The 24,048-nt window shown below is 55.3% G+C and carries 23 protein-coding genes; 5 read left to right on the forward strand and 18 right to left on the reverse strand.

Annotated features, from left to right (window positions below; translation table 11 throughout):
• Positions 1 to 72: 72 nt before the first annotated feature.
• The gene (gene creA / locus WFK85_RS12430; RefSeq protein ID WP_008460116.1) at positions 73 to 546 is read right to left on the reverse strand and encodes a protein CreA; all 474 of its coding nucleotides are present in this window, start codon (positions 544 to 546) and stop codon (positions 73 to 75) included.
• A 211-nt stretch (positions 547 to 757) separates the two neighbouring features.
• Here creA and robA point away from each other — a divergent pair, with 211 nt between their 5' ends.
• Positions 758 to 1,627: an MDR efflux pump AcrAB transcriptional activator RobA gene (gene robA, locus WFK85_RS12435; protein ID WP_008460114.1), complete on the forward strand. Its 870-nt coding sequence runs from the start codon at positions 758 to 760 to the stop codon at positions 1,625 to 1,627.
• Here the strand turns inward: robA and gpmB are convergent.
• On the reverse strand, positions 1,624 to 2,271 hold the full coding sequence (gene gpmB, locus WFK85_RS12440; RefSeq protein WP_008460113.1) for a 2,3-diphosphoglycerate-dependent phosphoglycerate mutase GpmB: 648 nt from the start codon (positions 2,269 to 2,271) through the stop codon (positions 1,624 to 1,626). The two genes, robA and gpmB, sit on opposite strands and share 4 nt — an antisense overlap.
• Positions 2,272 to 2,323: 52 nt before the next feature.
• On the opposite strand from gpmB, the gene yjjX reads away from it, so the two are divergent.
• Positions 2,324 to 2,851, forward strand: a complete 528-nt coding sequence (gene yjjX, locus WFK85_RS12445) for an inosine/xanthosine triphosphatase (RefSeq protein ID WP_336707730.1) — start codon at positions 2,324 to 2,326, stop codon at positions 2,849 to 2,851.
• Here yjjX and trpR read toward each other — a convergent pair.
• On the reverse strand, positions 2,848 to 3,186 hold the full coding sequence (trpR, locus tag WFK85_RS12450) for a trp operon repressor (RefSeq protein WP_008460111.1): 339 nt from the start codon (positions 3,184 to 3,186) through the stop codon (positions 2,848 to 2,850). The two genes, yjjX and trpR, sit on opposite strands and share 4 nt — an antisense overlap.
• Positions 3,187 to 3,241: 55 nt before the next feature.
• The gene (gene sltY, locus WFK85_RS12455; protein ID WP_336707729.1) at positions 3,242 to 5,176 is read right to left on the reverse strand and encodes a murein transglycosylase; all 1,935 of its coding nucleotides are present in this window, start codon (positions 5,174 to 5,176) and stop codon (positions 3,242 to 3,244) included.
• A 242-nt stretch (positions 5,177 to 5,418) separates the two neighbouring features.
• Here sltY and ettA point away from each other — a divergent pair, with 242 nt between their 5' ends.
• Positions 5,419 to 7,086: an energy-dependent translational throttle protein EttA gene (ettA, locus tag WFK85_RS12460; RefSeq protein ID WP_008460109.1), complete on the forward strand. Its 1,668-nt coding sequence runs from the start codon at positions 5,419 to 5,421 to the stop codon at positions 7,084 to 7,086.
• A gap of 30 nt (positions 7,087 to 7,116) precedes the next feature.
• Here ettA and WFK85_RS12465 read toward each other — a convergent pair whose 3' ends face one another.
• The 4 genes from WFK85_RS12465 to serB all read right to left on the reverse strand — a co-directional run bounded on the left by WFK85_RS12465 (position 7,117) and on the right by serB (position 11,396).
• A complete protein-coding gene (locus WFK85_RS12465) occupies positions 7,117 to 7,503 on the reverse strand; it encodes a type II restriction endonuclease (protein ID WP_336707727.1) in 387 nt (128 codons plus the stop codon).
• 236 nt (positions 7,504 to 7,739) lie between these two features.
• Positions 7,740 to 8,975: a multifunctional transcriptional regulator/nicotinamide-nucleotide adenylyltransferase/ribosylnicotinamide kinase NadR gene (nadR, locus tag WFK85_RS12470; RefSeq protein WP_336707725.1), complete on the reverse strand. Its 1,236-nt coding sequence runs from the start codon at positions 8,973 to 8,975 to the stop codon at positions 7,740 to 7,742.
• Between the two features lie 46 nt (positions 8,976 to 9,021).
• On the reverse strand, positions 9,022 to 10,404 hold the full coding sequence (radA, locus tag WFK85_RS12475) for a DNA repair protein RadA (protein ID WP_008460107.1): 1,383 nt from the start codon (positions 10,402 to 10,404) through the stop codon (positions 9,022 to 9,024).
• A 14-nt stretch (positions 10,405 to 10,418) separates the two neighbouring features.
• Positions 10,419 to 11,396 carry a phosphoserine phosphatase gene (serB, locus tag WFK85_RS12480; protein WP_166876931.1) on the reverse strand — a complete coding sequence of 326 codons (978 nt, stop codon included), beginning with the start codon at positions 11,394 to 11,396 and terminating at the stop codon, positions 10,419 to 10,421.
• Between the two features lie 204 nt (positions 11,397 to 11,600).
• Between serB and WFK85_RS12485 the strand changes: the two genes are divergently transcribed.
• Complete coding sequence (locus tag WFK85_RS12485; protein WP_166993471.1) at positions 11,601 to 12,236, forward strand: YtjB family periplasmic protein; 636 nt, start codon at positions 11,601 to 11,603, stop codon at positions 12,234 to 12,236.
• A 74-nt stretch (positions 12,237 to 12,310) separates the two neighbouring features.
• Positions 12,311 to 13,327 carry a lipoate--protein ligase LplA gene (lplA, locus tag WFK85_RS12490; protein ID WP_336707723.1) on the forward strand — a complete coding sequence of 339 codons (1,017 nt, stop codon included), beginning with the start codon at positions 12,311 to 12,313 and terminating at the stop codon, positions 13,325 to 13,327.
• Here the strand turns inward: lplA and yjjJ are convergent.
• From yjjJ to osmY, 10 genes are all read right to left on the reverse strand, one after another.
• Entirely contained in the window at positions 13,324 to 14,652 is a 1,329-nt protein-coding gene (gene yjjJ / locus WFK85_RS12495) for a type II toxin-antitoxin system HipA family toxin YjjJ (protein ID WP_336707721.1), read from the reverse strand. The genes lplA and yjjJ overlap by 4 nt on opposite strands.
• 149 nt (positions 14,653 to 14,801) lie before the next feature.
• Entirely contained in the window at positions 14,802 to 15,521 is a 720-nt protein-coding gene (gene deoD / locus WFK85_RS12500; RefSeq protein ID WP_008460099.1) for a purine-nucleoside phosphorylase, read from the reverse strand.
• Between the two features lie 59 nt (positions 15,522 to 15,580).
• Entirely contained in the window at positions 15,581 to 16,804 is a 1,224-nt protein-coding gene (gene deoB, locus WFK85_RS12505; protein ID WP_336707720.1) for a phosphopentomutase, read from the reverse strand.
• Between the two features lie 52 nt (positions 16,805 to 16,856).
• Positions 16,857 to 18,179, reverse strand: coding sequence for a thymidine phosphorylase (gene deoA, locus WFK85_RS12510; RefSeq protein ID WP_336707718.1), 1,323 nt, complete (start codon positions 18,177 to 18,179; stop codon positions 16,857 to 16,859).
• Between the two features lie 182 nt (positions 18,180 to 18,361).
• Positions 18,362 to 19,141, reverse strand: a complete 780-nt coding sequence (deoC, locus tag WFK85_RS12515) for a deoxyribose-phosphate aldolase (RefSeq protein ID WP_008460093.1) — start codon at positions 19,139 to 19,141, stop codon at positions 18,362 to 18,364.
• A gap of 345 nt (positions 19,142 to 19,486) precedes the next feature.
• The gene (locus tag WFK85_RS12520) at positions 19,487 to 20,764 is read right to left on the reverse strand and encodes a NupC/NupG family nucleoside CNT transporter (protein ID WP_008460091.1); all 1,278 of its coding nucleotides are present in this window, start codon (positions 20,762 to 20,764) and stop codon (positions 19,487 to 19,489) included.
• A gap of 171 nt (positions 20,765 to 20,935) precedes the next feature.
• A complete protein-coding gene (locus WFK85_RS12525; RefSeq protein WP_336707716.1) occupies positions 20,936 to 21,712 on the reverse strand; it encodes a TatD family hydrolase in 777 nt (258 codons plus the stop codon).
• Positions 21,709 to 22,782, reverse strand: coding sequence for a patatin-like phospholipase family protein (locus WFK85_RS12530; protein ID WP_008460089.1), 1,074 nt, complete (start codon positions 22,780 to 22,782; stop codon positions 21,709 to 21,711). Before WFK85_RS12530 ends, WFK85_RS12525 begins: the two co-directional genes overlap by 4 nt.
• A gap of 292 nt (positions 22,783 to 23,074) precedes the next feature.
• Positions 23,075 to 23,236 carry a DUF1328 domain-containing protein gene (locus WFK85_RS12535; RefSeq protein WP_007373037.1) on the reverse strand — a complete coding sequence of 54 codons (162 nt, stop codon included), beginning with the start codon at positions 23,234 to 23,236 and terminating at the stop codon, positions 23,075 to 23,077.
• A 133-nt stretch (positions 23,237 to 23,369) separates the two neighbouring features.
• Positions 23,370 to 23,981, reverse strand: a complete 612-nt coding sequence (gene osmY / locus WFK85_RS12540; RefSeq protein ID WP_008460085.1) for a molecular chaperone OsmY — start codon at positions 23,979 to 23,981, stop codon at positions 23,370 to 23,372.
• Between the last annotated feature and the right edge of the window lie 67 nt (positions 23,982 to 24,048).

Consider the following 24,048-nt stretch of genomic DNA (forward strand, 5'->3'; position numbering starts at 1 on the left):
GATGCATTAGAAATACATCAGGCTTCTCATGCGGCCATGCGTGAATGCATCCGCTCAGCGCCAGTGCACAGATTATTTACTCCACGGAATAATCGGTACCGCGCTGATGGCGTTCTTAGGAGAGCCTTCTACGACCCGATCAGAGTAGGCAAGGTAGGCCAGCGCATTGCGCTTCGCATCATAGAAACGCACCACCTGCAGCTTTTTAAACACCAGCGAAGTTCGCTTCTGGAACACTACATCGCCCTGCGCTTTACCCGCTTTTATCTTATCGCTGAGCTCAACCGGGCCTACCTGCTGGCAGGAAATGGCCGCATCAGACGTGTCTTCAGCTAATCCGAGGCCGCCCTTGATACCCCCGGTTTTTGCGCGGCTGATATAACAGGTCACATTCTTCACATCAGGATCGTCAAACGCCTCGACGACAATCTTGTGGTCGGGACCAAAGACTTTAAACACGGTGTCCACCGATCCGATCTGCTCCGCGCTCGCACCGTAGCTTACGGCCAGAAGCGCACTGCAAAGTGCTAAAGCTTTATATTTCATATTGTTACCATTGTATAAAAATTACCCTACGGGACTATTCAACAATTGGACAAAAAACCGTTGAATATCACATTATTAGCAAAACCTGCCTCCATAATCGGCAAATTTGGCACAACTTGTTAAATAAAAACGGTGAATGCATAAACTACAAAAATGCTATTATCCGCTACCTTAGTAAACAGGCATTCGCTTGTATGGATGAGGATATTTTATGGATCAGGCTGGGATCATTCGCGATCTTCTTAGCTGGCTGGAGGGCCACCTCGACCAGCCTCTCGCCCTTGATAATGTGGCGGCAAAAGCAGGTTATTCCAAGTGGCATTTACAACGGATGTTTAAAGAGGTTACCGGGCACGCTATTGGTGCCTATATTCGCGCCCGCCGACTCTCCAAATCCGCCGTTGCTCTGCGCCTGACTGCGCGCCCTATTCTCGATATTGCGCTTCAGTACCGCTTTGACTCGCAGCAGACGTTTACTCGTGCCTTTAAAAAGCAGTTTGCTCAAACGCCGGCACTCTACCGTCGTTCTCCTGACTGGAGCGCCTTCGGTATGCGCCCGCCGCTGCGTCTCGGCGAGTTTACGCCGCCGCAGGCCCACTTCATCACGATGCCGGAAACGCATCTGGTTGGGGTCACGCAAAGCTACAGCTGCACGCTGGAGCAAATCTCCGACTTCCGTAATGAGATGCGCATCCAGTTCTGGACGCAGTTCCTCGGCAACTCACCGACCATCCCGCGGGTGTTATACGGCCTGCATGAGCCTCGCCCAAGCTCGGAAAAAGACGACGAGCAGGAAGTCTTCTACACCACGGCGCTCACGCCTGAGCTGGCGAATGGTTTCCTGCCGGATTCACATCCGGTGGTGCTGGAAGGGGGGGATTATGTTCAATTTAACTACGAAGGGCTGGGCACCGGGCTGCAGGACTTTATCCTGACGGTTTATGGCACCTGCATGCCATCACTCAACCTGACGCGCCGTAAAGGTCAGGACATCGAACGTTTCTATCCTCAGGATGAAACGCGGGATCAGGATGTGCCGATGCATATCCGCTGTGAATACCTGATCCCGGTTCGCCGTTAACGCTGGATTTCATCCAGAGCAGGGGCATCAAGGTGCGAGATGTCTCCTGCTGTTTCAACCACCCATCCAGACGCCAGCCACGGGCTGTGCTGATAATCCACGCGGGAAATCGAGCAGTTGCGCAGACGCAGTCGACGTTCCGCCCATGCCGGTAAGCCAAGAATCGTACTCACCAGTCCGCCCAGCGCCATACCGTGACTCACCAGCAGCGGCCGGCTTCCGGCCGGCAGCTCCCGGCAGGCGTTCAGGGCTTCGTGCATGCGGTTACTCAGTTCCAGCATGCTTTCGCCTTCGGGAATACGCCCGTCCGGCGTGCCGTCAACTAAGCGCCGCCGCCAGCCCTCTTCCTCTTCGGTTAGCGAGTCCATTTTGCGGCGTTCAAGCACGCCCATATTGAGCTCACGCAGGCGGGAATCCAGGATAATCTCGCAGCCGCAGGCTTCGGCGATGATCTCTGCGGTGCGGCGAGTACGGCCTAAATCGCTGCTGATAATGTGGGTGATGCCAAGGGCTCTGGCTCGTTCGGCCACTTGCCAGGCCTGACGTTCTCCGTTTTCAGTCAGCGCGCTGTCTGACTGCCCCTGAATGCGGCGCTCAGCATTCCACTGCGTTTCGCCATGACGAACAAGGTATACCTGTAACATGCGTTTTTTCCGTTATACTCCGGTCACGAAATATCGAGAGTTCTGACTTATTATGAACCATGTCGTAGCTGCAACAACCAATCCCGCCAAAATTCAGGCGATTCTGCAGGCGTTTAGCGAGATTTATGGCGAAGGATCCTGCCATATTGAGCCCGTGGTCGTCGATAGTGGCGTGCCGGAGCAGCCCTTTGGTAGTCAGGAAACGCGAACTGGCGCACGATGCAGAGCAGCGAATGCCCGGGAGATCAGACCAGATGCCGACTTTTGGGTCGCTATTGAGGCCGGTATCGACGAAGGGAGTACCTTCAGTTGGGTGGTGATCGAGAATCGGCAGCAGCGCGGCGAAGCCCGTTCGGCGACCCTGCCGCTGCCAGACATCATTCTGAAAAAAGTCAGCGCAGGCCACGCTCTGGGGCCGGTGATGTCCGACTATACGGGTATCAATGAGATTGGGCGTAAAGAGGGAGCGATTGGGGTGTTCACCGCCGGAAAGCTCACGCGTAGTAGCGTTTACCATCAGGCGGTGATTCTGGCGCTAAGTCCATTTCATAACGAAATTTACTGCCGGGAAAATATTTAGCGGTTTGAGCTGCCACCCTGCAGCAGCTCTTTTTCCAGCCACGCCCGTAGCTCCGTCGGCGCAGCTTTCAGGCTGTTAGAGCCGCGGGTGATGGTTGCAATCCCCGCGCCCAGTTCATTCTTCAGCTCACGCTGGCTAAGCTCACCGCGCAACAACTCTTCGATGATGCGTACTCGCGTGCCTAACGCCGTACGCTCATCCGGCGTCAACAGCAGCGTCAGCAGAGGCATGTGAAGCTCCTGCCCAAAAGCTTGCTGTAACAGCCCCACAAAGCGGAGCCACTCTTTATTACTTTGCTCGGCCTGTTCCGCCGAATACTGAGAGAGCTGAGTCATGTCAGGCCACCATACTCTTTAACTAGTACGGCAGCATAACATACTCTCTGCGCAATCAGTAACGTCGCTGCCACTCGCTGTCAGACAGAATCTTGTCCGGCTGCCCCATGAAATGGCGGTAATAGGCATCGTAGGCCAGCACGTTTTTCACATAGCCACGCGTCTCAGAGAACGGAATGCTTTCCACGAATGCGATGGCGTCAATCCGCCCTGCGCTGTTACCCAGCCAGGTCCGCACGCGCCCCGGCCCTGCGTTATAGGCGGCGGAAGCAAAGATACGGTTGTTCTCAAACTGCTGGAACACATACTGCAGGTAGCTAGTGCCAATATTGATGTTGGTGTCAGGATCCAGAAGCTGCACCGGGCTGCTGTAGCCTGGAATACTGAACATCTTCACCGTATGGGTGGCGGTGCCCGGCATGATCTGCATCAGGCCGCTTGCCCCCACCGGGGAACGCACTTTCGGGTTCCAGGCACTTTCCTGGCGGGCAATCGCCATGGCATAACTTTGTGGCACAGTTTTGCCGCTAACGTAGCGGGCAAAGGTGTCTTTATAAGCCAGCGGGAAGCGCTCTTCGAGGTTGTCCCATAGCTTGCCGGCAATGGTTGCCTGCACGCTGAGATCCCACCAGTCCTGCTCAAAAGCATAGCGCGCCAGCCCGGCCTGCTCCTGCTTGCTGCGGCTGGTGACCAGATTTGCCCATTCGCTCCGCGCGGTGTTGTCCATATTCCAGTACATCAGCTCGCGGACGCGGGCCATTTCAGGCCCCTGCACCAGCGCAGGATTAACAGGCTCGGCTTTATCCACGCGCAGGGGGTATTCCTCCCCAAGCCGCTGGGCGGCAACCATCGGGTAGAAACCACGCTGCTGCATCAGGGCACGAAGAATACCTTTCGCTTCGTCTTCACGTCCCCGCTCCAGCAGTAAATCAGCCTGCCAGTAGCGCCATTCGTCTTTCTCTTTGGCTTCCATTGGCAAACGCGCCAGCCAGGTATTCAGGCCTGTGCGATCGCCCGCACCCAGCGCCATGCGCACGCGCCGCTCAATCAACGAGGTGGACTGGGAACGCATAATGGCGTCATCCCGCCAGCGAGCCTGTTCATCCGTTACGTCGCTGCCCATCAATCGCCAGGCCACAACGTCACGCAATTCCTGCACCTGCTCCTCGGTCAATTTCTGTGCCTGAGCCAGGGACGGGATCATCAGGCGAGCATTCTCTACATCCTGACGGGCAACGCTTGCAAAGGCGATAGCGGCCGCCTGACGAGTGAAATCCGTCGCCCCCACCGTATTAGCGAAGGTCAGCACCGTGCCAGGATTATTTTGCAGGCTAACCAGGGCGCTGGAGATGGTCTGATATTCCGCTGGCATCTGGTTCGCCAGCGCGTTCACCAGCGAGGTATTCCCCTCTTTCATCGCCAGACGAATTCGCTCAAGGTAAGCCAGCGGATCCTGCGTGCCGGAAGCTCGCCACGCCGAAAACAGCGCATCACAGCTTGATGGCTGGCTCTTTCCCGTCAGCCAAAGTTCTTTCGCACCGGCCCAGGCGGCATCCGCTTGCCCGGTATTCCATTTGGCAAAGTAGTAATTACATTTTGCTTCGTTAGTGGCAGGCGGCTCGGGGCTAAAGGCCAGCAAACCTTGCCAGTCCTGCCGCCTTGCCAGCTCGTTAACAAAGCGGGAGCTTAAGGTTCGCGCCGGAGGCAAAGTTGGGTTCGCCTGGATAAATTGGGCCACCGCCACGGTCGGCTCATTCATCAGGTCATCGGTGAGCTGGCGGTATTCAAGATAAGGATAAAGGGGATAGGTCTGCAGCGTGGGCATGAGCTGCTGCACCACGTCCATTTGCTTGTTATCCCAGGCCTGTTTAATTTGCGCGTAGCGGTTGCGCTGCTCATCGAGAGAATCTGCACGTACCGCACCGTTTAACATCACCAGGCTAACGCCCGCGGCAAGCAACTGCCATACGACTTGTTTGGCTTTTACCACACCTTCTCCTCATTATTTTCCTGACGGCATCATGCCTGCGCTGCAATAAGCGAATGCATTCATGCTAACCAGGGGAGACGCAATACGCCACGTCCGGAAGGGATATTTTGGTCATGAAGCGTATAAAGGCGTCCTGCGCGGCAGAAGCACGATACCCCGCTGGGATTAGACCGTGAAAACGGCTACACTTCGCCTTTGTTAAGTACCATCTTACATCACGATAAAAGAGGCAAAGTCGCACTGTGGCTCAATTCGTTTATACCATGCATCGTGTCGGCAAAGTTGTCCCGCCGAAACGACATATTCTGAAAAATATTTCGCTCAGCTTCTTTCCTGGCGCCAAAATCGGCGTACTGGGTCTGAACGGTGCCGGTAAATCCACCCTGCTGCGCATCATGGCCGGCATCGATACCGATATCGAAGGCGAAGCCCGTCCACAGCCAGGCATCAAGATCGGCTACCTGCCGCAGGAACCAAAGCTGAACCCGGAACACACCGTACGTGAGTCCGTAGAAGAAGCGGTTTCCGAAGTGGTTAACGCGCTGAAAGGCCTGGACGAAGTCTACGCCAAATACGCCGAGCCGGACGCGGACTTCGATAAGCTGGCCGCGCAGCAAGGCAAGTATGAAGAAATCATCCAGGCGCACGACGGTCATAACCTGAACGTGCAGCTGGAGCGCGCCGCCGATGCCCTGCGCCTGCCGGACTGGGATGCAAAAATCGAGAAGCTGTCCGGGGGTGAGCGCCGCCGCGTTGCGCTTTGCCGCCTGCTGCTGGAAAAACCAGACATGCTGTTGCTCGACGAACCAACCAACCACCTGGATGCAGAATCCGTGGCATGGCTGGAACGCTTCCTGCACGACTTCGAGGGCACCGTGGTGGCGATCACCCACGACCGTTACTTCCTCGACAACGTCGCCGGCTGGATCCTCGAGCTTGACCGTGGGGAAGGTATTCCATGGGAAGGTAACTACTCCTCCTGGCTGGAGCAGAAAGATCAGCGCCTGGCGCAGGAAGCCTCAACGGAAGCGGCTCGCCGTAAATCCATTGAGAAAGAGCTGGAGTGGGTTCGTCAGGGCGCTAAAGGCCGTCAGTCTAAGGGCAAAGCCCGTCTGGCACGCTTCGAAGAGCTGAACAACACCGAATACCAGAAACGTAACGAAACCAACGAACTGTTTATTCCACCTGGCGCACGTCTGGGGGATAAAGTGGTGGAAGTTAACAACCTGCGTAAATCTTACGGCGACCGCCTGCTGATTGACGATCTGAGCTTCTCCGTACCGAAAGGCGCCATCGTCGGCATCATCGGTCCGAACGGCGCGGGTAAATCTACCCTGTTCCGCATGATGTCCGGTCAGGAACAGCCTGACAGCGGCTCTATCACCCTCGGTGAGACCGTGAAACTGGCTTCCGTTGACCAGTTCCGTGACGCCATGGACAACAGCAAAACCGTCTGGGAAGAAGTCTCCGGCGGCCAGGATATTATGCGTATCGGCAACACCGAGATGCCAAGCCGCGCCTACGTTGGCCGCTTTAACTTCAAAGGCGTCGACCAGGGCAAACGCGTGGGCGAGCTGTCCGGCGGTGAGCGCGGTCGTCTGCACCTGGCGAAGCTGCTTCAGGTTGGCGGTAACGTTCTGCTGCTCGATGAACCAACCAACGACCTGGATATCGAAACCCTGCGAGCGCTGGAAAACGCCCTGCTGGAGTTCCCGGGCTGCGCGATGGTTATCTCGCACGACCGCTGGTTCCTGGACCGCATCGCTACCCACATTCTGGATTACCAGGATGAAGGTAAAGTCGAATTCTTCGAAGGGAACTTCACCGAATACGAAGAGTACAAGAAGCGTACCCTCGGCTCAGATGCCCTGGAGCCAAAACGCATCAAGTACAAGCGCGTAACCAAGTAAAAATATAGGGCCGCAATTGCGGCCCTAAGTTTAATAGGTTGCCCAGGACAAATATTCTCCCTGATGCTCCTCACTTCCATTTTTAAATAAAATGCACTGTAACTTCCCTGAACGATTAAAACCTATAACAATGTTATCTCCAGGTTGTGCATTATTCATTATGTGATTGGGCTCGTAGTAGAAACGAAACTCAGAGCGAGATTCATTACTTGCGCGTGCTTCATACCACGTCACATCAACATCAGCCTTAACATCGCTGCCTCTGATTGAAAAACAAGCCGTTAGTTCTCTTTTATCAGCTCCGAAAATATTCTTTAATGCAATAACACCATTAAATTCTTTCTGATCAACGAGCTCGCTCTTTGACAATGTTTTAATACAAGCTAAATCCAACTCTTGAGCACGACGTCCAGACATATTTTCTCCTTCATATAAACATTGAACGACTATGGATGAAAGAGAACATTACTCTATATAGGGAATATAAAACGTTAACCCACGCATGCGAATAAAAATGAGCTTAAAAAAACAATAAGAAACAACAAGAAATAATTGATTTAATTTTAAATAAAAACTACATCATTAATCACTTAATAATTGCGAGAAAACTCTCTCGCAATTATCATGAATTAAATAAGAAACCTTTGGAAATATTATTCCCGCTGCTCGCCCATCATCTCTTTCACCAGATCCACGCAGCGCAGGAAGCGCGAGTCATAGTCGGACTCTTCGACGTGAATAAACTCGATGTTGTTCTCTTTGAGCATCTCCACCAGCAGGTTCTGGAACGATTTTCTGTCCACATCGCTGCCGAGGCTGCGTAAACCGTCAGCCACCCACGGCGTATTGTTTTCCAGCAGAATAACCAGATCAAAGCGGTACTCATCGATCAGCGCCTGTACAAACGGGTGCTCGCGGCCTTCATACTTCTTGCAGAAGGCCTGAGTGGTCACAAAGTCGGTGTCGATAAACGCCACTTTATTGGCGTACTTCACCGCAAAATCGACGTACTGCGCATGGCCGATGGCAATTTTGTCGTAGTCGGAATATTGCAGCGCCATTTCGTCACCGCCCAGGTGCGAGAAAACGTAATCCCGCCCGTATTCCCAGGCGCTGGTGGTATTGAAGATGTTGGCAAGCTTGTTCACCATCCACGACTTCCCGCTCGACTCGCCGCCAAGTATCGCCACCGTGCGCACAAAGAACGGTTTTACTTCAGTAGGAATGTATTCCCAGTAGCGGAACGGGTTTTCACGGATTTGTGTGCCGCTGATGTTCATAAAGGTTCGCTTTGGATCGACCACCACCGTTTCGATCCCGAGGTGTTCGGTAAACTTCGCGGCGTCCCCTTCTTCCGAGGTATAGATCCGGTCTGGCGAAATACCTTTGCTGTCCATAAACGCTTTAATCCCCCGGCTCCAGACGTCCCAGCCGTGGGGATAAGGCTCCATCCCCTCCTCGTTAAAGGAGTGAATGCGGATATTCTTCTGATATTTAAAAGTTTGCAGCAGCCAGCGCAGGCGGTCACCGGTGGTTGGCTGCTGGGACATCGCGCTATCGTCAAACAGCGCTCGGTCGCGGGGCTCATCATAGCCCATGATGATATGCAGCTCGTCCACCTGGCTACAGGCGCGCTGGATCAAGTAGATATGCCCGGTATGTAGCGGATAAAACTTACCGAACACCACGCCGACTTTCTTTTCGCGACGCGGGAATTCCAGCCCAAGGAAGCGGTGCAACGCCTCCAGTTTTTGCGCGCTGGGGCTTTTGATTTTCGCGTTCAGTAACTGGCTCAGGTAGCCTTTAGTCATGCCGCTGGCATCCGCCACCTGCTGTAAAGTACAGCCCTGCTGACGAATAGCCGTTTTAATATAGTCGAATGACGACACGCGCTGCCTCCTGCCGGAGCGGGAACGGTTCCCGCAAGTTACTCAATTATAAGTCGTCGAATACAGAAAGCGCATCAGCAAGTTTTTTCACGCCGAAGACCTGCATCCCTTCAGGAATTTTTTTCGGTACGTTGGCCTGGGGCACAATTGCGCGCTTAAAGCCGTGTTTCGCCGCTTCGGAAATACGCTCCTGGCCGCTGGGTACCGGGCGGATTTCACCCGCCAGCCCGACTTCCCCAAACACGACTAAATCCTGCGGCAAGGCTCTGTCACGCAGGCTGGAAACCATCGCCAGCAGCAGCGCCAGGTCGGCGCTGGTTTCGGTAACCTTTACGCCGCCCACCACGTTCACAAACACGTCCTGATCGGCCATTTGCAGGCCGCCGTGACGGTGGAGTACGGCCAGCAGAATCGCCAGGCGGTTTTGCTCCAGGCCAACGGCTACGCGGCGAGGGTTGGACATCATCGACTGATCCACCAGCGCCTGAATCTCAACCAGCAGCGGACGAGTTCCTTCCCAAACCACCATCACCGAACTGCCCGGCGTCACTTCATCGCCCCGGCTAAGGAAAATGGCCGACGGGTTGCTGACTTCACGCAGTCCCTGCTCGGTCATCGCGAACACGCCCAGCTCGTTCACCGCCCCAAAGCGGTTTTTATGGCTGCGCAGGGTTCGAAAGCGGGAATCGGCGTCGCCATCTAACATGACTGAACAGTCTATACAGTGTTCGAGGACTTTTGGCCCCGCAAGAGAACCGTCTTTCGTGACATGCCCGACCATCACGATCGCCACGCCTTTCGTCTTCGCAAAACGCGTCAGGTAGGCCGCAGTTTCACGCACCTGGGCCACGCTGCCCGGCGAAGACTGCACGTCCGCCATGTGCATGACCTGGATCGAGTCGATCACCATCAGCTTCGGCTGCTCTTCCTCAGCGATCATACAGATCTGTTCGATGCTGGTTTCCGACAGCATATTGAGGTTTTGCGTCGGCAGGCCTAACCGATGCGCGCGCATCGCCACCTGCTGAAGCGACTCTTCGCCAGTGACGTACAGGGTTTTCATTTGCTCGCTCAGCTTGCAGAGCGTTTGCAGCAGCAGCGTTGACTTCCCTGCGCCAGGGTTACCGCCGATCAGAATGGCGCTGCCCGGCACTACGCCGCCGCCCAGCACCCGGTCAAATTCTTTAAAACCGGTGGAGAAGCGCGGCAGTTCTTCCAGGCTGATGTCCGAAAGCTTTTGTACGCGGCTGACGCCCGCGCTCCCGGCATAGCCGGAGAGGCGCTCGTTGCGGGCAACCTGCGGAGAAGCGGCGATGCGCACTTCGGTAATGGTATTCCACGCGTGACAGGCGCTGCACTGCCCCTGCCAGCGCGGGTAATCCGCACCACACTCGTTACAAACAAATGCGCGTTTTGGAGCTTTCGCCACCTTTATACCTCTTGTTAACGTTCTTCCTGAATCAGGCTGCCGGAAAGGATGCAGAACACGCCCATCAGATCCGCATGACGGATACTGACTTCGCTCTTCTCGTTCACCTTCGGCTTAGCGTGATAGGCAATCCCCAGGCCAGCGGCGTGGATCATCGGTAAATCATTGGCCCCGTCGCCAATCGCAACGGTTTGCGCGGCGGGGATTTCATATTTTTCGGCCAGGCGCTTCAAAGTGACCGCTTTGAACTTCGCGTCCACAATCTGCCCCAGCACTTCGCCGGTCAGCTTGCCGTCGCAAATTTCAAGTTCGTTGGCGACCACCGCCGTCAGGTTTAATGTGTCGCGCAGGTATTCGGCGAAGAAGGTAAACCCGCCAGAGGCAATCGCCACTTTCCAACCCAGCGTATCGAGATTTTGTACCAGAGATTTTAGCCCCGGCATCAGCGGTAGCTCGTCGCGAACCTGGCGTAAAATATTAGCATCCGCGCCCTTCAGGGTCGCCACACGCTGGCGAAGGCTGGCGGTAAAGTCCAGCTCGCCGCGCATTGCGCGTTCGGTGACTTCAGCCACCATTTCACCCGTTCCCGCCAGTTTGGCGATCTCGTCGATACACTCGATCTGAATGGCGGTGGAGTCCATGTCCATGACCAGCAGACCAGGCGTTTTCAAATGTGGGATTTTGCCCAGCGGCGCCACGTCCAGCCCGGCTTCATGCGCAAGCTTGGTCGCGCGCGGCGTTAAAGAGCCGGCCAGGCGAATAACCTGATAATCTTCCACGCACCAGGCGGTCACAATCACCATCGCCGCCCCCAGCTTGCGCTGGTATTTGGTCAGACACTGCTTGTCCAGATTACGCCCGTACAGGAGCCAGCCACTGCGGCCAGCGCGGTAGTCCAGCGGCATCACTTCGTCGCCGCTCAGGGAAAGCGGCAACCCAGGCCAAAGTGAAACATCGTTAGGCAAATCGCACCAGGTCAAACTGTTTGGCATTGCGGCTCCAGAATCAAGTAAACATACCCTTTTGCAGTCGGATTGCGGGCTGATGGCAAGGGATTTTTCTCCTCGCGCTGGCGTAAAGCCTGAGCTTCTGCCCTTTGAAGAATGCAGGGTATCCGGGTAAAAACAACGCATGAGGCTACCTTGTCCGCCTTGCTTCTGGCAACATTAAAGTAAGCAATTTTCCAAAGGTGCATCATGGTTCGGGTAAAATTTAAATTTCGGCTCCACCGCGCAGTGATTGTGCTGTCCTGCCTCGCACTTTTGGTGGCGCTAATGCAGGGCGCGTCCTGGTTCAGCCGGGGCAGCCAGCAGGCGCGAAACGTTCAGTTAGAAGAGCTGGCCCGTACCCTCTCCCGTCAGGTCGCGTTTAATCTGGTTCCCGTCATGAAAACTGAGAATCCGGATGAAAAACGCATCTCCACCGTGCTTAACCTTTTGACTAAGGATAGCCGTATTCTGGATGCCGCCGTGTACGACAGCGAAGGTGACCAAATTGCGCGCGCGGGGGAAAACATTGAGGTTCGCGATCGCCTGGCGCTGGACGGCCAAAAAGCTGGCAGCTACTTCAACCAGCAAATCGTCGAACCTATCACCGATAAAAGCGGGCCTATCGGCTACCTGCGCATTACCCTGGATACCCACACGCTTGCCACCGAAGCTAAGCAAGTGGACAACACCACCAATATTCTGCGCCTGATGCTGCTGCTCGCCGTCGCGATCGGTATTGTGCTGACCCGCACGCTGCTGCACGGCAAGCGCACCCGCTGGCAGCAATCACCGTTCCTGCTTACCGCCAATACGAAAGTAAAAGAGGAAGACGAGCCTAAGTAAAGCTCCCTCAGTAAATTCGCCGAGATAGCGTCATGCTAAGATGACGCCATTCTTCTGGGAAAAGGATCTTTGTTATGTCGACTTTGCGTTTGCTAATCTCTGACTCTTACGACCCGTGGTTTAACCTGGCCGTTGAAGAGACTATTTTTCGGCAGATGCCCGCCACTCAGCGGGTTCTGTTTCTATGGCGTAATGCAGATACGGTGGTGATTGGCCGCGCCCAGAACCCCTGGAAAGAGTGCAATACCGGGCGCATGGAACAAGATAACGTTCGGCTGGCAAGGCGCAGCAGCGGCGGTGGCGCGGTGTTCCACGACCTGGGCAACACCTGCTTCACTTTTATGGCCGGCAAACCCGAATACGACAAGAGTATTTCCACGGCTATCGTACTGAACGCCCTGGCGAGCCTTGGGCTGGAAGCCACCGCATCCGGGCGCAACGACCTTGAGGTCGAAACCGCCGAAGGTACGCGCAAGATTTCAGGTTCCGCCTACCGGGAAACTCTGGATCGTGGGTTTCATCACGGCACTTTGCTGCTGAATGCCGATCTGAGCCGCCTGGCAAACTACCTCAATCCCGATCCGAAAAAGCTCCAGGCCAAAGGCATTACATCCGTAAGAAGCCGGGTCGCCAACCTCAGCGACATCAAGCCAGGCCTGACCCACGAGCAGATAGCCGACGCGATTACGGCTGCGTTTTTCGCCCACTACGGCGAGCGTGTGGAAGCCGAGCATATCTCCCCGGAAGCGCTCCCCAATCTGCCAGGGTTTGCCGAGACTTTTGCCCGCCAGAGCAGCTGGGAGTGGAATTTTGGCCAGGCTCCGGCCTTTACGCACCTGCTGGACAACCGCTTTACCTGGGGGGGCGTTGAGCTACATTTTGACGTCGAAAAAGGGCATATCACCCGCGCCCAGGTGTTCACCGATAGCCTGAACCCTGCCCCGCTTGAAGCGCTGGCCACCCGGTTAAAAGGCTGCCTGTACCGCAGTATTTTGCTGCAGCAGGAGTGCGAAACGCTGATTTACAGCTTCCCGAAACAGGAAGCCGAACTGAGAGAACTTTCAGCCTGGATTGCTCAGGCGGTTCGTTAAGCGAGCCGCCGAAGCCGCTCGCTTAACCGCTCGACTTGCTCAGCCATTCCCGCCGCAATTTGCCGGAATGGCTCGCTCAGCATCACATTCAGGCTAAGCTCCTGCCAGTAGCGCTGCGCCCAAGGCTGCATCTCGAGCCACACTTCGCCGGGGACGTCGGCATCAATATTAATCTCAATGCAGCCTGTTCGCATATTGCCTGAACTGCCGGGAGCCCAGGCCATAGGCAGCATATCGTAGACCGGTGTGAGCTCAAGCGGACGGTCAGAGAGAAAGAAAGAGAGGTTCCCGGCATGCATATCGCTGTTACCAATCAGTCGGCCAAATGCCCAAATGCGCTGCACCTGCCGAAGCGTGGCGGCCTCAACCATCCCCTCTTCTTTTAGACGCATCACGGCTTTAGGCCAGCTAAGCACGCCCGCCGCATATTCACTTTGCACGCTTTCAAGAGAGACAATACTGCGCCGCCCGAAAACGCCCACGCAGTCAAAGCGCTCAACTTCGAGAAAGACCTGCCCGCTAACCGTCGAAAGTAGATCACACCGTGCGGCAGCAATCCCTACATCATTTAGCAGCGTTAAAGCACTGGCCTCAGCGGCCAGTAGATCCGCCCATCGACGCTGGTTATCGTTCCGCATAGCCGGGGTGAACTTCACAAGAGCATGTCGTGGCCCGCGAAGCGTTTCACTGTAGCAGGTGAATTTAAGCTGCTCGCCTCCGGCGGATGAGCTGACAATTTCACCGTCTATCGCCCTGTGAGCAAGCTCAGCGTAAACCTTCAGGCGTTCATTATGAGGAATGGCTTCGGGAACGTCTTTCTCTGTCCACAGGCGATAACTCTCTTCGCCCACCAGCCAGCCACCCAGATTTTCCTGCCGCTGCACAGAGAGCGCCAGGAGCACATCCTCTTCTCGCCATAGCCGAATATCTTCCGGCAAATCGCTGTCTTTAGCTAACTCACGCCCCCAGGCCCGCCCCAAAAACCCCTGAGGCCGGAGATCGGTCAGGTACCAGGGCAACCCGTCAAACCAGCGGCTGTCGCCGTTGTGATGCACAACGAGGCAACTGCCTTTCGGCCACACGGGATAAAGCACACCAAATACCCACGCTTTACCGACGTCGTCAATCTGCCAGAGCTGAAATTCGCGGTGCTGCCTTACCGGGTGTTTTAATCCGTACAGCGTCGCACGAGCTGAACCGAATTTGATAACGTCAGGCTCAAGCGCTACCCGGCGAGAGAAAGTCGCCTGGCTGATACCCAGCCGTTGGGCCAGCGTTCTGGCTGGAAGAGGCCCGGTAAGAAGAAGGTCCGCTAGTTCGCTCATGTGAATAGATTAATGAATAGATACTTGAATTGATTTATAGTCTTGAATGCCAGATAGATAAAGAGGATTAACCCAAAATAAGAAATAAAATGAATAGATAAATGGCATAAAAAAGGCGCCCTAAGGCGCCCTTTAAACGAGAAAAAAACTTACTCTTTGTCGCCCAGCAGGACGGATTCCAGAGCAATTTTGATCATGTCGTTGAAGGTAGTCTGACGCTCAGCGGCGGTGGTCTGCTCGTGAGTACGGATGTGGTCAGACACGGTGCAGATGGTCAGCGCTTTTGCACCGAACTCAGCCGCTACGCCGTAGATCCCGGCCGCTTCCATTTCCACACCCAGAATGCCGTATTTTTCCATCACGTCGAACATGGACGGATCCGGCGTGTAGAACAGGTCGGCAGAGAAGATGTTGCCCACGCGAGCGTCAACGCCCAGCGCTTTTGCCGCATCAACCGCGTTACGAACCATATCGAAGTCCGCGATAGCCGCGAAGTCGTGATCCTTGAAGCGCAGGCGGTTAACTTTAGAGTCAGTACACGCGCCCATACCGATCACCACGTCGCGTAGCTTAACGTCTGCACGAACCGCGCCGCAGGAACCCACGCGAATGATTTTCTTCACGCCGAAGTCGGTGATTAGCTCTTTCGCGTAGATGGAGCAGGATGGGATGCCCATACCATGGCCCATAACGGAGATCTTACGGCCTTTGTAAGTCCCGGTGAATCCGAGCATGCCGCGCACGTTGTTCACTTCACGCACGTCTTCCAGGAAGGTTTCCGCGATGTGCTTGGCGCGCAGCGGGTCACCCGGCATCAGTACTACGTCAGCGAAATCGCCCATTTCTGCGTTAATGTGTGGCGTAGCCATTGTGTATTCCTTGATTTTAAAAGTTAGCAATCAGGCGGGCAACCGCCCGCCCAAAGGGATCACAGCATGTTTTTGCCGTAGTCCATGTCGGAAAGACCGAAGTACTTCGCTACCGTCTGGCCGATATCCGCGAAGGTTTCGCGGTGGCCAAGAGAACCGGCTTTCACTTTCGGGCCGTAGATCAGCACCGGAATGTGCTCGCGAGTATGGTCGGTACCCTGCCAGGTTGGGTCACAGCCGTGGTCCGCGGTAAGGATCAGAATATCGTCCTCTTTCAGCAGCGCCATCAGCTCTGGCAGGCGACGGTCGAACAGTTCAAGGCCGCCCGCGTAGCCGGCTACGTCGCGACGGTGGCCCCAGGAGGAGTCAAAGTCGACGAAGTTGGTGAACACGATGGTGTCGTCGCCGGCTTCTTTCATCTCTTTGATGGTGGCGTCGAACAGCGCATCCAGACCGGTTGCCTTCACTTTTTTAGTGATGCCGCAGTTGGCGTAGATGTCCGCAATTTTACCCACGGAAACAACCTGGCCCTGCTTCTCATCAACCAGCTTCTGCAGCACGGTGGCGGCAGGTGGCTCGACCGCTAAGTCGTGACGGTTGCCGGTACGCTGGAAGTTACCCGCTTTATCGCCAACAAACGGACGCGCGATAACGCGGCCAATGTTGTAGCCGCCTTCGGTCAGCTCTTCGCGCGCGATTTCACACAGCTCATAAAGCTTATCCAGGCCGTAGGTTTCTTCATGGCAGGCAATCTGGAACACGGAGTCAGCGGAGGTATAGAAAATCGGTTTCCCGGTTTTCATGTGCTCTTCACCCAGCTCGTCCAGGATCACGGTCCCGGAAGAGTGGCAGTTGCCGAGGTAGCCCGGCAGGTTGGCACGCTTGACCAGTTTGTCCAGCAGCTCCTGCGGGAAACTGTTGTCGTGGTCGCTGAAATAGCCCCAGTCAAACAGAACCGGCACGCCGGCGATTTCCCAGTGGCCAGACGGGGTGTCTTTGCCGGAAGAAAGCTCGTGTGCCCAGCCGTAAGCGCCGATAACTTCTACGTTACCGTCCATGCCTGCTGCCACTTTGCCGGTGGAGCCTTCATGAGCTTTTACCAGCCCAAGACGAGTCAGGTTAGGCAGGTTCAGGGGGCCTTTACGGCCTTTGTCAGCTTCGCCTTTAGCGCAAGCCTCCGCGATGTGACCGAGGGTATCAGAGCCGACATCTCCGAAGCGCTCTGCGTCTTCGGTAGCACCGATGCCGAACGAGTCCAGCACCATAATAAACGCACGTTTCATATTATTCTCCGTACCTTGTGCTCTATAAAATAGGGATCAGATCAGTATACCGTTATTCGGTGATTCGGCGATAGACCGTTGGTGTTTCCTGCGGTGCTTTTTCGTCAATGCTGATTGCCGCTTTCACCGCCTTCGCGGCCTCCTGCCAGCTGGCTTCGTCTTTGGCGTGGATCACCGCCAGCGGACGTTCGCCGTCGATAGATTCTCCCAGACGCGCCATGTCGGTAAAACCGACGCTGTAATCAATGGTGTCGGAAGCCTGACGGCGACCGCCGCCCATCGACACCACCGCCATGCCCAGCGCGCGAGTGTCCATCGCCGAAACAAACCCGGACGCTTCGGCATATACTGCCTTGCTCAGCATTGCGGTCGGCAGGTACTTCGCATAATTTTCAACGAAGTCACTCGGGCCTTTCTGCGCAGCAACCATGCGGCCAAACACTTCGGCTGCTTTGCCGTTGTCCAGCACCGCCTGAAGCTTCGCGCGTGCTTCAATTTCGTCTTTGGCAAGCTTGCCGGAAATCAGCATTTCCACGCACAGCGCCATTGTCACATCGAACAGACGCGGGTTGCGGTATTCCCCCGTGAGGAACTGTACCGCTTCACGGACTTCCACGGCGTTACCCGCGCTGGAAGCCAGCACCTGGTTCATGTCCGTCAGCAGCGCGGTGGTCTTCACGCCTGCGCCGTTGGAAACGCCAACGATAGCCTCTGCCAACTGGGCTGACAGCTCGTAAGTCGGCATAAATGCGCCGCTGCCTACTTTCACGTCCATCACCAGCGCGTCCAGCCCTTCGGCCAGTTTTTTCGCCAGAATGGAAGCGGTGATAAGCGGGATAGAATCCACCGTCGCGGTAATGTCGCGGGTGGCATAAAAACGTTTGTCCGCCGGTGCCAGCGAGCTGGTCTGGCCGATGATGGCCACGCCGACGTCCTTAATAATGTCGCGGAAGCGGTTATCGTCCGGGAAGATATCGAAGCCCGGAATCGCCTCGAGCTTGTCCAGCGTCCCGCCGGTGTGCCCCAGGCCACGGCCTGAAATCATCGGCACATAGCCACCGCAGGCCGCCACCATTGGGCCAAGCATCAGCGAAGTGACATCCCCCACGCCGCCGGTGGAATGTTTATCCACAATCGGGCCGTTGAGGTTAAGGCTTTTCCAGTCCAGCACGGTGCCGGAATCCCGCATCGCCATTGTCAGCGACACCCTTTCCGGCATTGTCATGTCGTGGAAGAAAATGGTCATCGCCAGAGCAGCAATTTGCCCTTCAGAGACGGTGTTGTCGCGAATACCGTTGATAAAGAAGCGAATCTCTTCGTCGCTCAGTACCAGGCCATCACGTTTTTTACGAATAATTTCTTGTGCGAGAAACACGGCAACCCCCTGGGAAATGCGGGTAAAGAGCGGCGGAAAACCCGCCGCAATTAAAGATTACTCTGGATAATTCGAGTCGCAGGCAGAAGGCAAAAGAGCTCATCCCCAGGAGCTTACTGAAGTAAGTGACTGCGGTGAGGGAGTGCAGCTAACGCCCCTGCGGCTTGAAGTATGACGAGTAATTAGTAGCTGCTGGCGCTTTTACCGTCCCCATGGCCCAGCGCTTTCAGCAGGCTGGCTAACAGGCTGGACGCCCCGAAGCGGTAATGACGGGAGTCGGCCCAGTCGGCGCCGAACAGATCGTCCGCGATAGCCAGGAACTGCGCAGCATCTTCAGCGGAGCGAACGCCACCGGCTGGTTTGAAGCCTACAGTTTTTTCCACGCCCATATCGCGGATCACTTCCATCATGATGCGAGCGCTTTCCGGCGTGGCGTTAACCGGCACTTTACCGGTCGAGGTTTTGATAAAGTCGGCACCGGCTTTAATCGCGATAGTAGACGCTTTGCGAATCAGCTCTTCGGTCTTCAGCTCGCCGGTTTCGATGATCACTTTCAGCAGTACGTTAGCGCTGGCGCAGGCGTCTTTACACGCTTTCACCAGGTCGAAGCCTACCTGCTCGTTACCGGCAATCAGCGCCCGGTATGGGAACACCACGTCCACTTCGTCTGCACCGTAAGCGATAGCGGCGCGGGTTTCTGCCAGCGCGATGTCGATATCGTCGTTACCGTGTGGGAAGTTGGTCACGGTCGCAATGCGGATGTCCGGGGTGCCCTGCTCTTTCAGGGTTTTACGGGCGATTGGGATGAAACGCGGATAGATACAAATCGCAGCGGTGTTGCCGACTGGGGTTTTTGCCTGATGGCACAGAGCGATGACTTTCTCGTTAGTGTCATCGTCGTTCAGGGTAGTCAGATCCATCAGTTTCAGCGCACGCAGGCTGCTTTGGGTTAAATCGGTCATAACGCTCTCCAACAAAAGGGAAATAAGTCTCCGGCCTGGAAACTCAACACGTTGGAGCGGACTTGGTTCCTTGAAGAAGAGTGGTCACCTGAGTCACCCTCACGTTGAGATCCTTCTCACCGCACATTGCCGGTTGCAATGTTAGAATTCTAACACCCACCACCGATGCAATTTTGTGTCTCGCCTCACAAAAGCCAAAGCGTGAATTGCAAGCTTTCATAGAGTATATGTGATTAAAGGAACAAAATAACGCGCTAAATTGCGCCAGGACACAAGAAAATGGCTGGCAGGGCACCAGCCATCGGTTACCGCTTAATGTTATTATTATAACATTTATATTGCAGGCTACAGCGCCAGGAAAAGCCCGGCGATGGTGGCGCTCATCAGGTTAGATAGCGTCCCCGCCGCCACGGCCTTCATGCCCAGCTGAGCCACATCGTGCCGACGGTTTGGCGCCATGCTGCCCAGGCCACCGATCAGAATGGCGATAGAAGAAAGGTTAGCAAATCCGCACAGCGCGAAGGAGATAATTGCTTTGGTATGGCCGGACAGCACCTGCAGGCCCGCCGCAGCCACTTCGGCATCATCCTTCAGGTAAGCGCCGAAGTTCAGGTAAGCAACGAACTCGTTGATGATCAGCTTCTGGCCGATAAACGATCCGGCCACCATCGCCTCGCTCCACGGCACGCCAATCAGCCAGGCTACCGGGGAGAACACCCAGCCCAGCATCAGCTCCAGCGAAAGCTGCGGATAGTTGAACCAGCCGCCGATACCGGAAAGCATCCCGTTCAGCAGGGCAATCAGCGCCACAAACGCCAGCAGCATCGCCCCGACGTTCAGCGCCAGCTGCATCCCGGAGGCTGCGCCCGAGGCCGCCGCATCCAGCACGTTAGCCGGGCGATCTGGGTCGTTTTTCATCGACTCCAGCTCCGGCGTGTCGTTCGGGGTTTCCGTTTCAGGCAGCATTATCTTGGCAAACAGCAGCCCGCCCGGTGCGGCCATAAAGGATGCGGCAATCAGGTATTCCAGCGGCACGCCCATCTGCGCGTAGCCCGCCAGCACGGAGCCCGCCACGGAGGCAAGACCACCGCACATCACGGCAAACAGCTCAGAGCGAGTCATGGTCGAGATGTAAGGGCGAACCACAAGCGGCGCTTCGGTTTGGCCAACGAAAATATTCGCCGTCGCCGACAAGGATTCAGTGCGCGAGGTTTTCAATACCTTACGCAGGCCGCCGCCGAGAATACGGATCACTAACTGCATCACGCCGAGGTAGTAAAGCACGGCAATAAGCGAGGAGAAGAAGACGATGATCGGCAGGACGCGCAGCGCAAAGATAAAGCCGCCGCCGCCAAAGACTTCAAACATTTTGTCAGATACCAGCCCGCCAAACAGGAAAGAAATCCCTGAATTGCCGTAGGCGATGACATTAGCCACCCCTTCAGACATCGCGAGCAGGACTTTACGCCCGACCGGAACGTAAAGGATCAGCGCCCCGATACCGATCTGGATAAGCCACGCGCCAATGACGGTGCGCAGGTTGATCGCTTTGCGGTTGCTGGAAAGTAAAACGGCGATCAGCAGCAATGCCACCATGCCGATCAATCCCATGAGTATTTGCATACAGTATCCCTGTGTATCAACTGGAAAGATTCGGGCTTTAGCAGCCCCTTTTTAGCGCGCGGATTATAACCACAGGGGCGAGAAAAGTGCCGGAGCAATCACGTGTAGGGCGAAATGTATAGAAACATTTACATAGCAAGGTGATGAATATCACACTTTGAGGGCGACTCATTAGAAGGCGAATAATTCGTCTGCGTTTTTTTTCAAGGCATTAGCAATGATTTCTGCGGGCTCCGGGCGTAATTCACACAGCGCATCGAAGACCCTGGCGGCACGTTCCGGCCGGTTGGGCTGCCCCTGCCAGCCGTTCAGCGGCATATCCGGCGCATCGGTTTCCAGCAACAGCGATGAAAGCGGCAAACGGGCCATCACATCCCGGGTTTTGCTGGCTCGCGGATAGGTGATGGTGCCACCGACGCCAATGCGATAGCCCATTGCAATAAACCGTTCCGCCTGCTGTAAGCTGCCGGCAAAACCATGCACCACGCCGGTTCTGGGCAGGCTGTGGCGCTTCAGGTGCAGCGCCAGCTTGTCGTGGGTACGGCGGGAGTGAAGCAGCACCGGCAGATCGTAACGCTTTGCCAGCTTCAGCTGCTCGCTGAGGATAAACTCCTGCCTGTCGAGCTGCGGATCTTCGCGATAAAGATCCAGCCCAATCTCGCCGATGGCGATCAGCTTCTCCGGCCTTTGCCGCAAAAGATCCTCCAGCGCGGCCAGCCCCGTATCATCATGCTTTTCAATCACAATCGGATGCATACCCAGGGCGGCATAAAGCGCCGGATAATTCTGCGCCAGCGCGAGCACGCGATTGAAACGCCCCGCTTCTATTGCTGGCACAATGATTTTACGAACCCCGGCCTCAGCGGCCAGCGCGAGGCTGTGCTCTTCATCCCCGGTGAAGGGGGGAAAATCAAAGTGGCAATGGGTGTCGTAGAACGTAAAACTCACGCAAGATCCTCATTATCAAACGCCGCATCATTCGCCTGCAGGCCAGAGCTAATCGGCTTGACCAGCGATTCGTTTGCCGCCGCAGCAGGAGGAATGACCAACGGGCCGGGCGTATTAATGCGCGGCAAATGACGCCTTAACGGCGGTTTAGCCACCAGCAGTTTGCCAATGGTGGCCAGGAAATAGCGCCCGCACAAGCGCCCCGTTTGATAATCCGCCGTCAATGAAGGCAGGCGGCTGCCGAGCGCGCTGCTTAATAGCGCTTTCGGGGGGTAAATCTCAAAGATTCGCAGTTTACCGGGCGGCTTCTCAATGAAGCTTTGGATTTCACGGTAGCTTTCCTCGTGGTGCTGCACCAGATTCAACAGCGGCTGCAGGCTGCTGTCGCCCAACCAGCGTTCCATATGTTTGAACCACTGCGGCGTGTAGTACATCTGTGAAGGTACGGTGCGAATGACCACCAGCGTATCTGCCCCGCGATTAACCGCTTCCCGCACCGGCACCGCATCGCTGATGCCGCCGTCCTGATAGCTGACGCCGTCAATATCCACGCCTGAGCGGTAAAAACCGGGAATGGCGCTGGAGGCTTTCAGCAAATTTAGCCAGGTATCCGTGGTCGGCGAAAAGTAATTCGCCGCATAGTCATCACTGCGGCAGGCGCACATAAAGAACTCTTTTCCCTGTTCAAACAGCGGGTCGGCACTGGACATCGACAGCGGCAGTCTGGCGGCGGTCGACTCAATCAGCCAGTCGAGATCGATCAGATGCCCTCCGCGCGCAAAGCGGAGCGGATTGAAGAAATCCCTCGTCGTCGTAAAGCGCGTGATGACGCGACGCGCGTATCCCGGCTGGTTACAAACGTAAGCGGAAAGATTCTGCGCCCCGGCAGAAGTACCAAGGAACAGATCAAAAGGGTTGAATTCCGCGCGCATAAACTCGTCCAGAACCCCAGCCGTAAAGATCCCGCGCTGCCCGCCCCCTTCACAAATCAGAGCGAGTTTTCCAGGACGAAAAGGTTTAGTCGCCAGCGGCGCAATATTGCCGAGCGTTACGGGTATACGATTTCCCACCTGCTTTCCTGAATTGCTGTTGTTGTGAATTTCTACCCTATACCCATAGCGCGCTAAGTAAAACGGCGAAAGCCAGTCACGAGGACTGGCTTAAGGTTGCTGACAAAGCGGGAAAAGGCGTGGTTTTTCCCTCTTTGTGGTGAGCAGCCGAAAATCAATGAATTGATTTTCCTGTTTTTTTTAACGAGCCGTCTGGTCGTTCTTTTCTGTCGACAGCGGTTTGTCGACACTATAAAGCCAGTCACGAGGACTGGCTTTTCTTTTGTATCGGCATGTTACTCAATGAGCGTTGCTAAGGACGTCTGCGCCCCATAAACAGGCTGACCAGGAACAGAATGATCCCGACGATAAAGACAATTTTTGCAGCACCTGCTGCGGTACCCGCCAGACCACCGAAGCCCAGGGCCGCAGCGATCAACGCTATTACCAGAAAAATAATGCCCCAACGAAACATAGACTCTCCTTAACCATAGTGAATCTTATCGCTTCTTCACGGGCGCCGAATGGCTAACCCGCAGGCGATAATGTGTAAGGGTGGTGCTTATGGCTTCCCGGCACGCGTCCAGAAAGCCATTTCGGGTGCTGCTTTACTTCACTTTCAGATCGTTTTTAACGCTTTTCACGCCTTCAACAGCTTTGGCAATACTTTCAGCCTTCTCAGACTGAGCGGCGGATTTCACCTCGCCGGACAGCTGAACCACGCCGTCAGTGGTTTCTACTTTGATATGGCGCGACGGCACAATGCTGTCGGCCAACAATTTCGCTTTGATCTCACTGGTCGTGGCCGCATCACCGGCATAGCCTTTCACCGACTGTGTTTTCACATCGCGAACGTGAAGTTTGTCGCTCACCGAGGTTACGCCTTCCACTTTTTTCGCCGTGGCGACGGCCTGCTCGGCCTGAGCCTGGCTCTCAACAAAACCGCTCAGGGTGACCACTTTATTGTCGGTTTTGACCGAAATATCGGTACTTTTGATATTTTTATCGTCAACCAGGGCTGCTTTGACTTTCGCTGTGATGCCGCTGTCGTCCATGAAATTACCGACTTTCGTCATGGAGCTATCGATTTTTTTCCCTGCACTATCGGCGGTAGATTCCGTTTTATTAAGCAGAGTGTCTTCCGCAAAGGCGCTGGTGCTTGCCAGTACAGAACCCAACACAACCGCCAGCAGAGTTTTTGAAATCTTAGTCGTAGTCATCGATTAATTCCTGTAGGTTTGCTCATCATTTGAGCTTTCTCGCTTCCCGTAAGCTGAAAAAAATCAG

Origin of the sequence: Cedecea sp. VD22, assembly GCF_037150195.1 — a bacterium.
Taxonomy (GTDB): Bacteria; Pseudomonadota; Gammaproteobacteria; order Enterobacterales; family Enterobacteriaceae; genus Cedecea.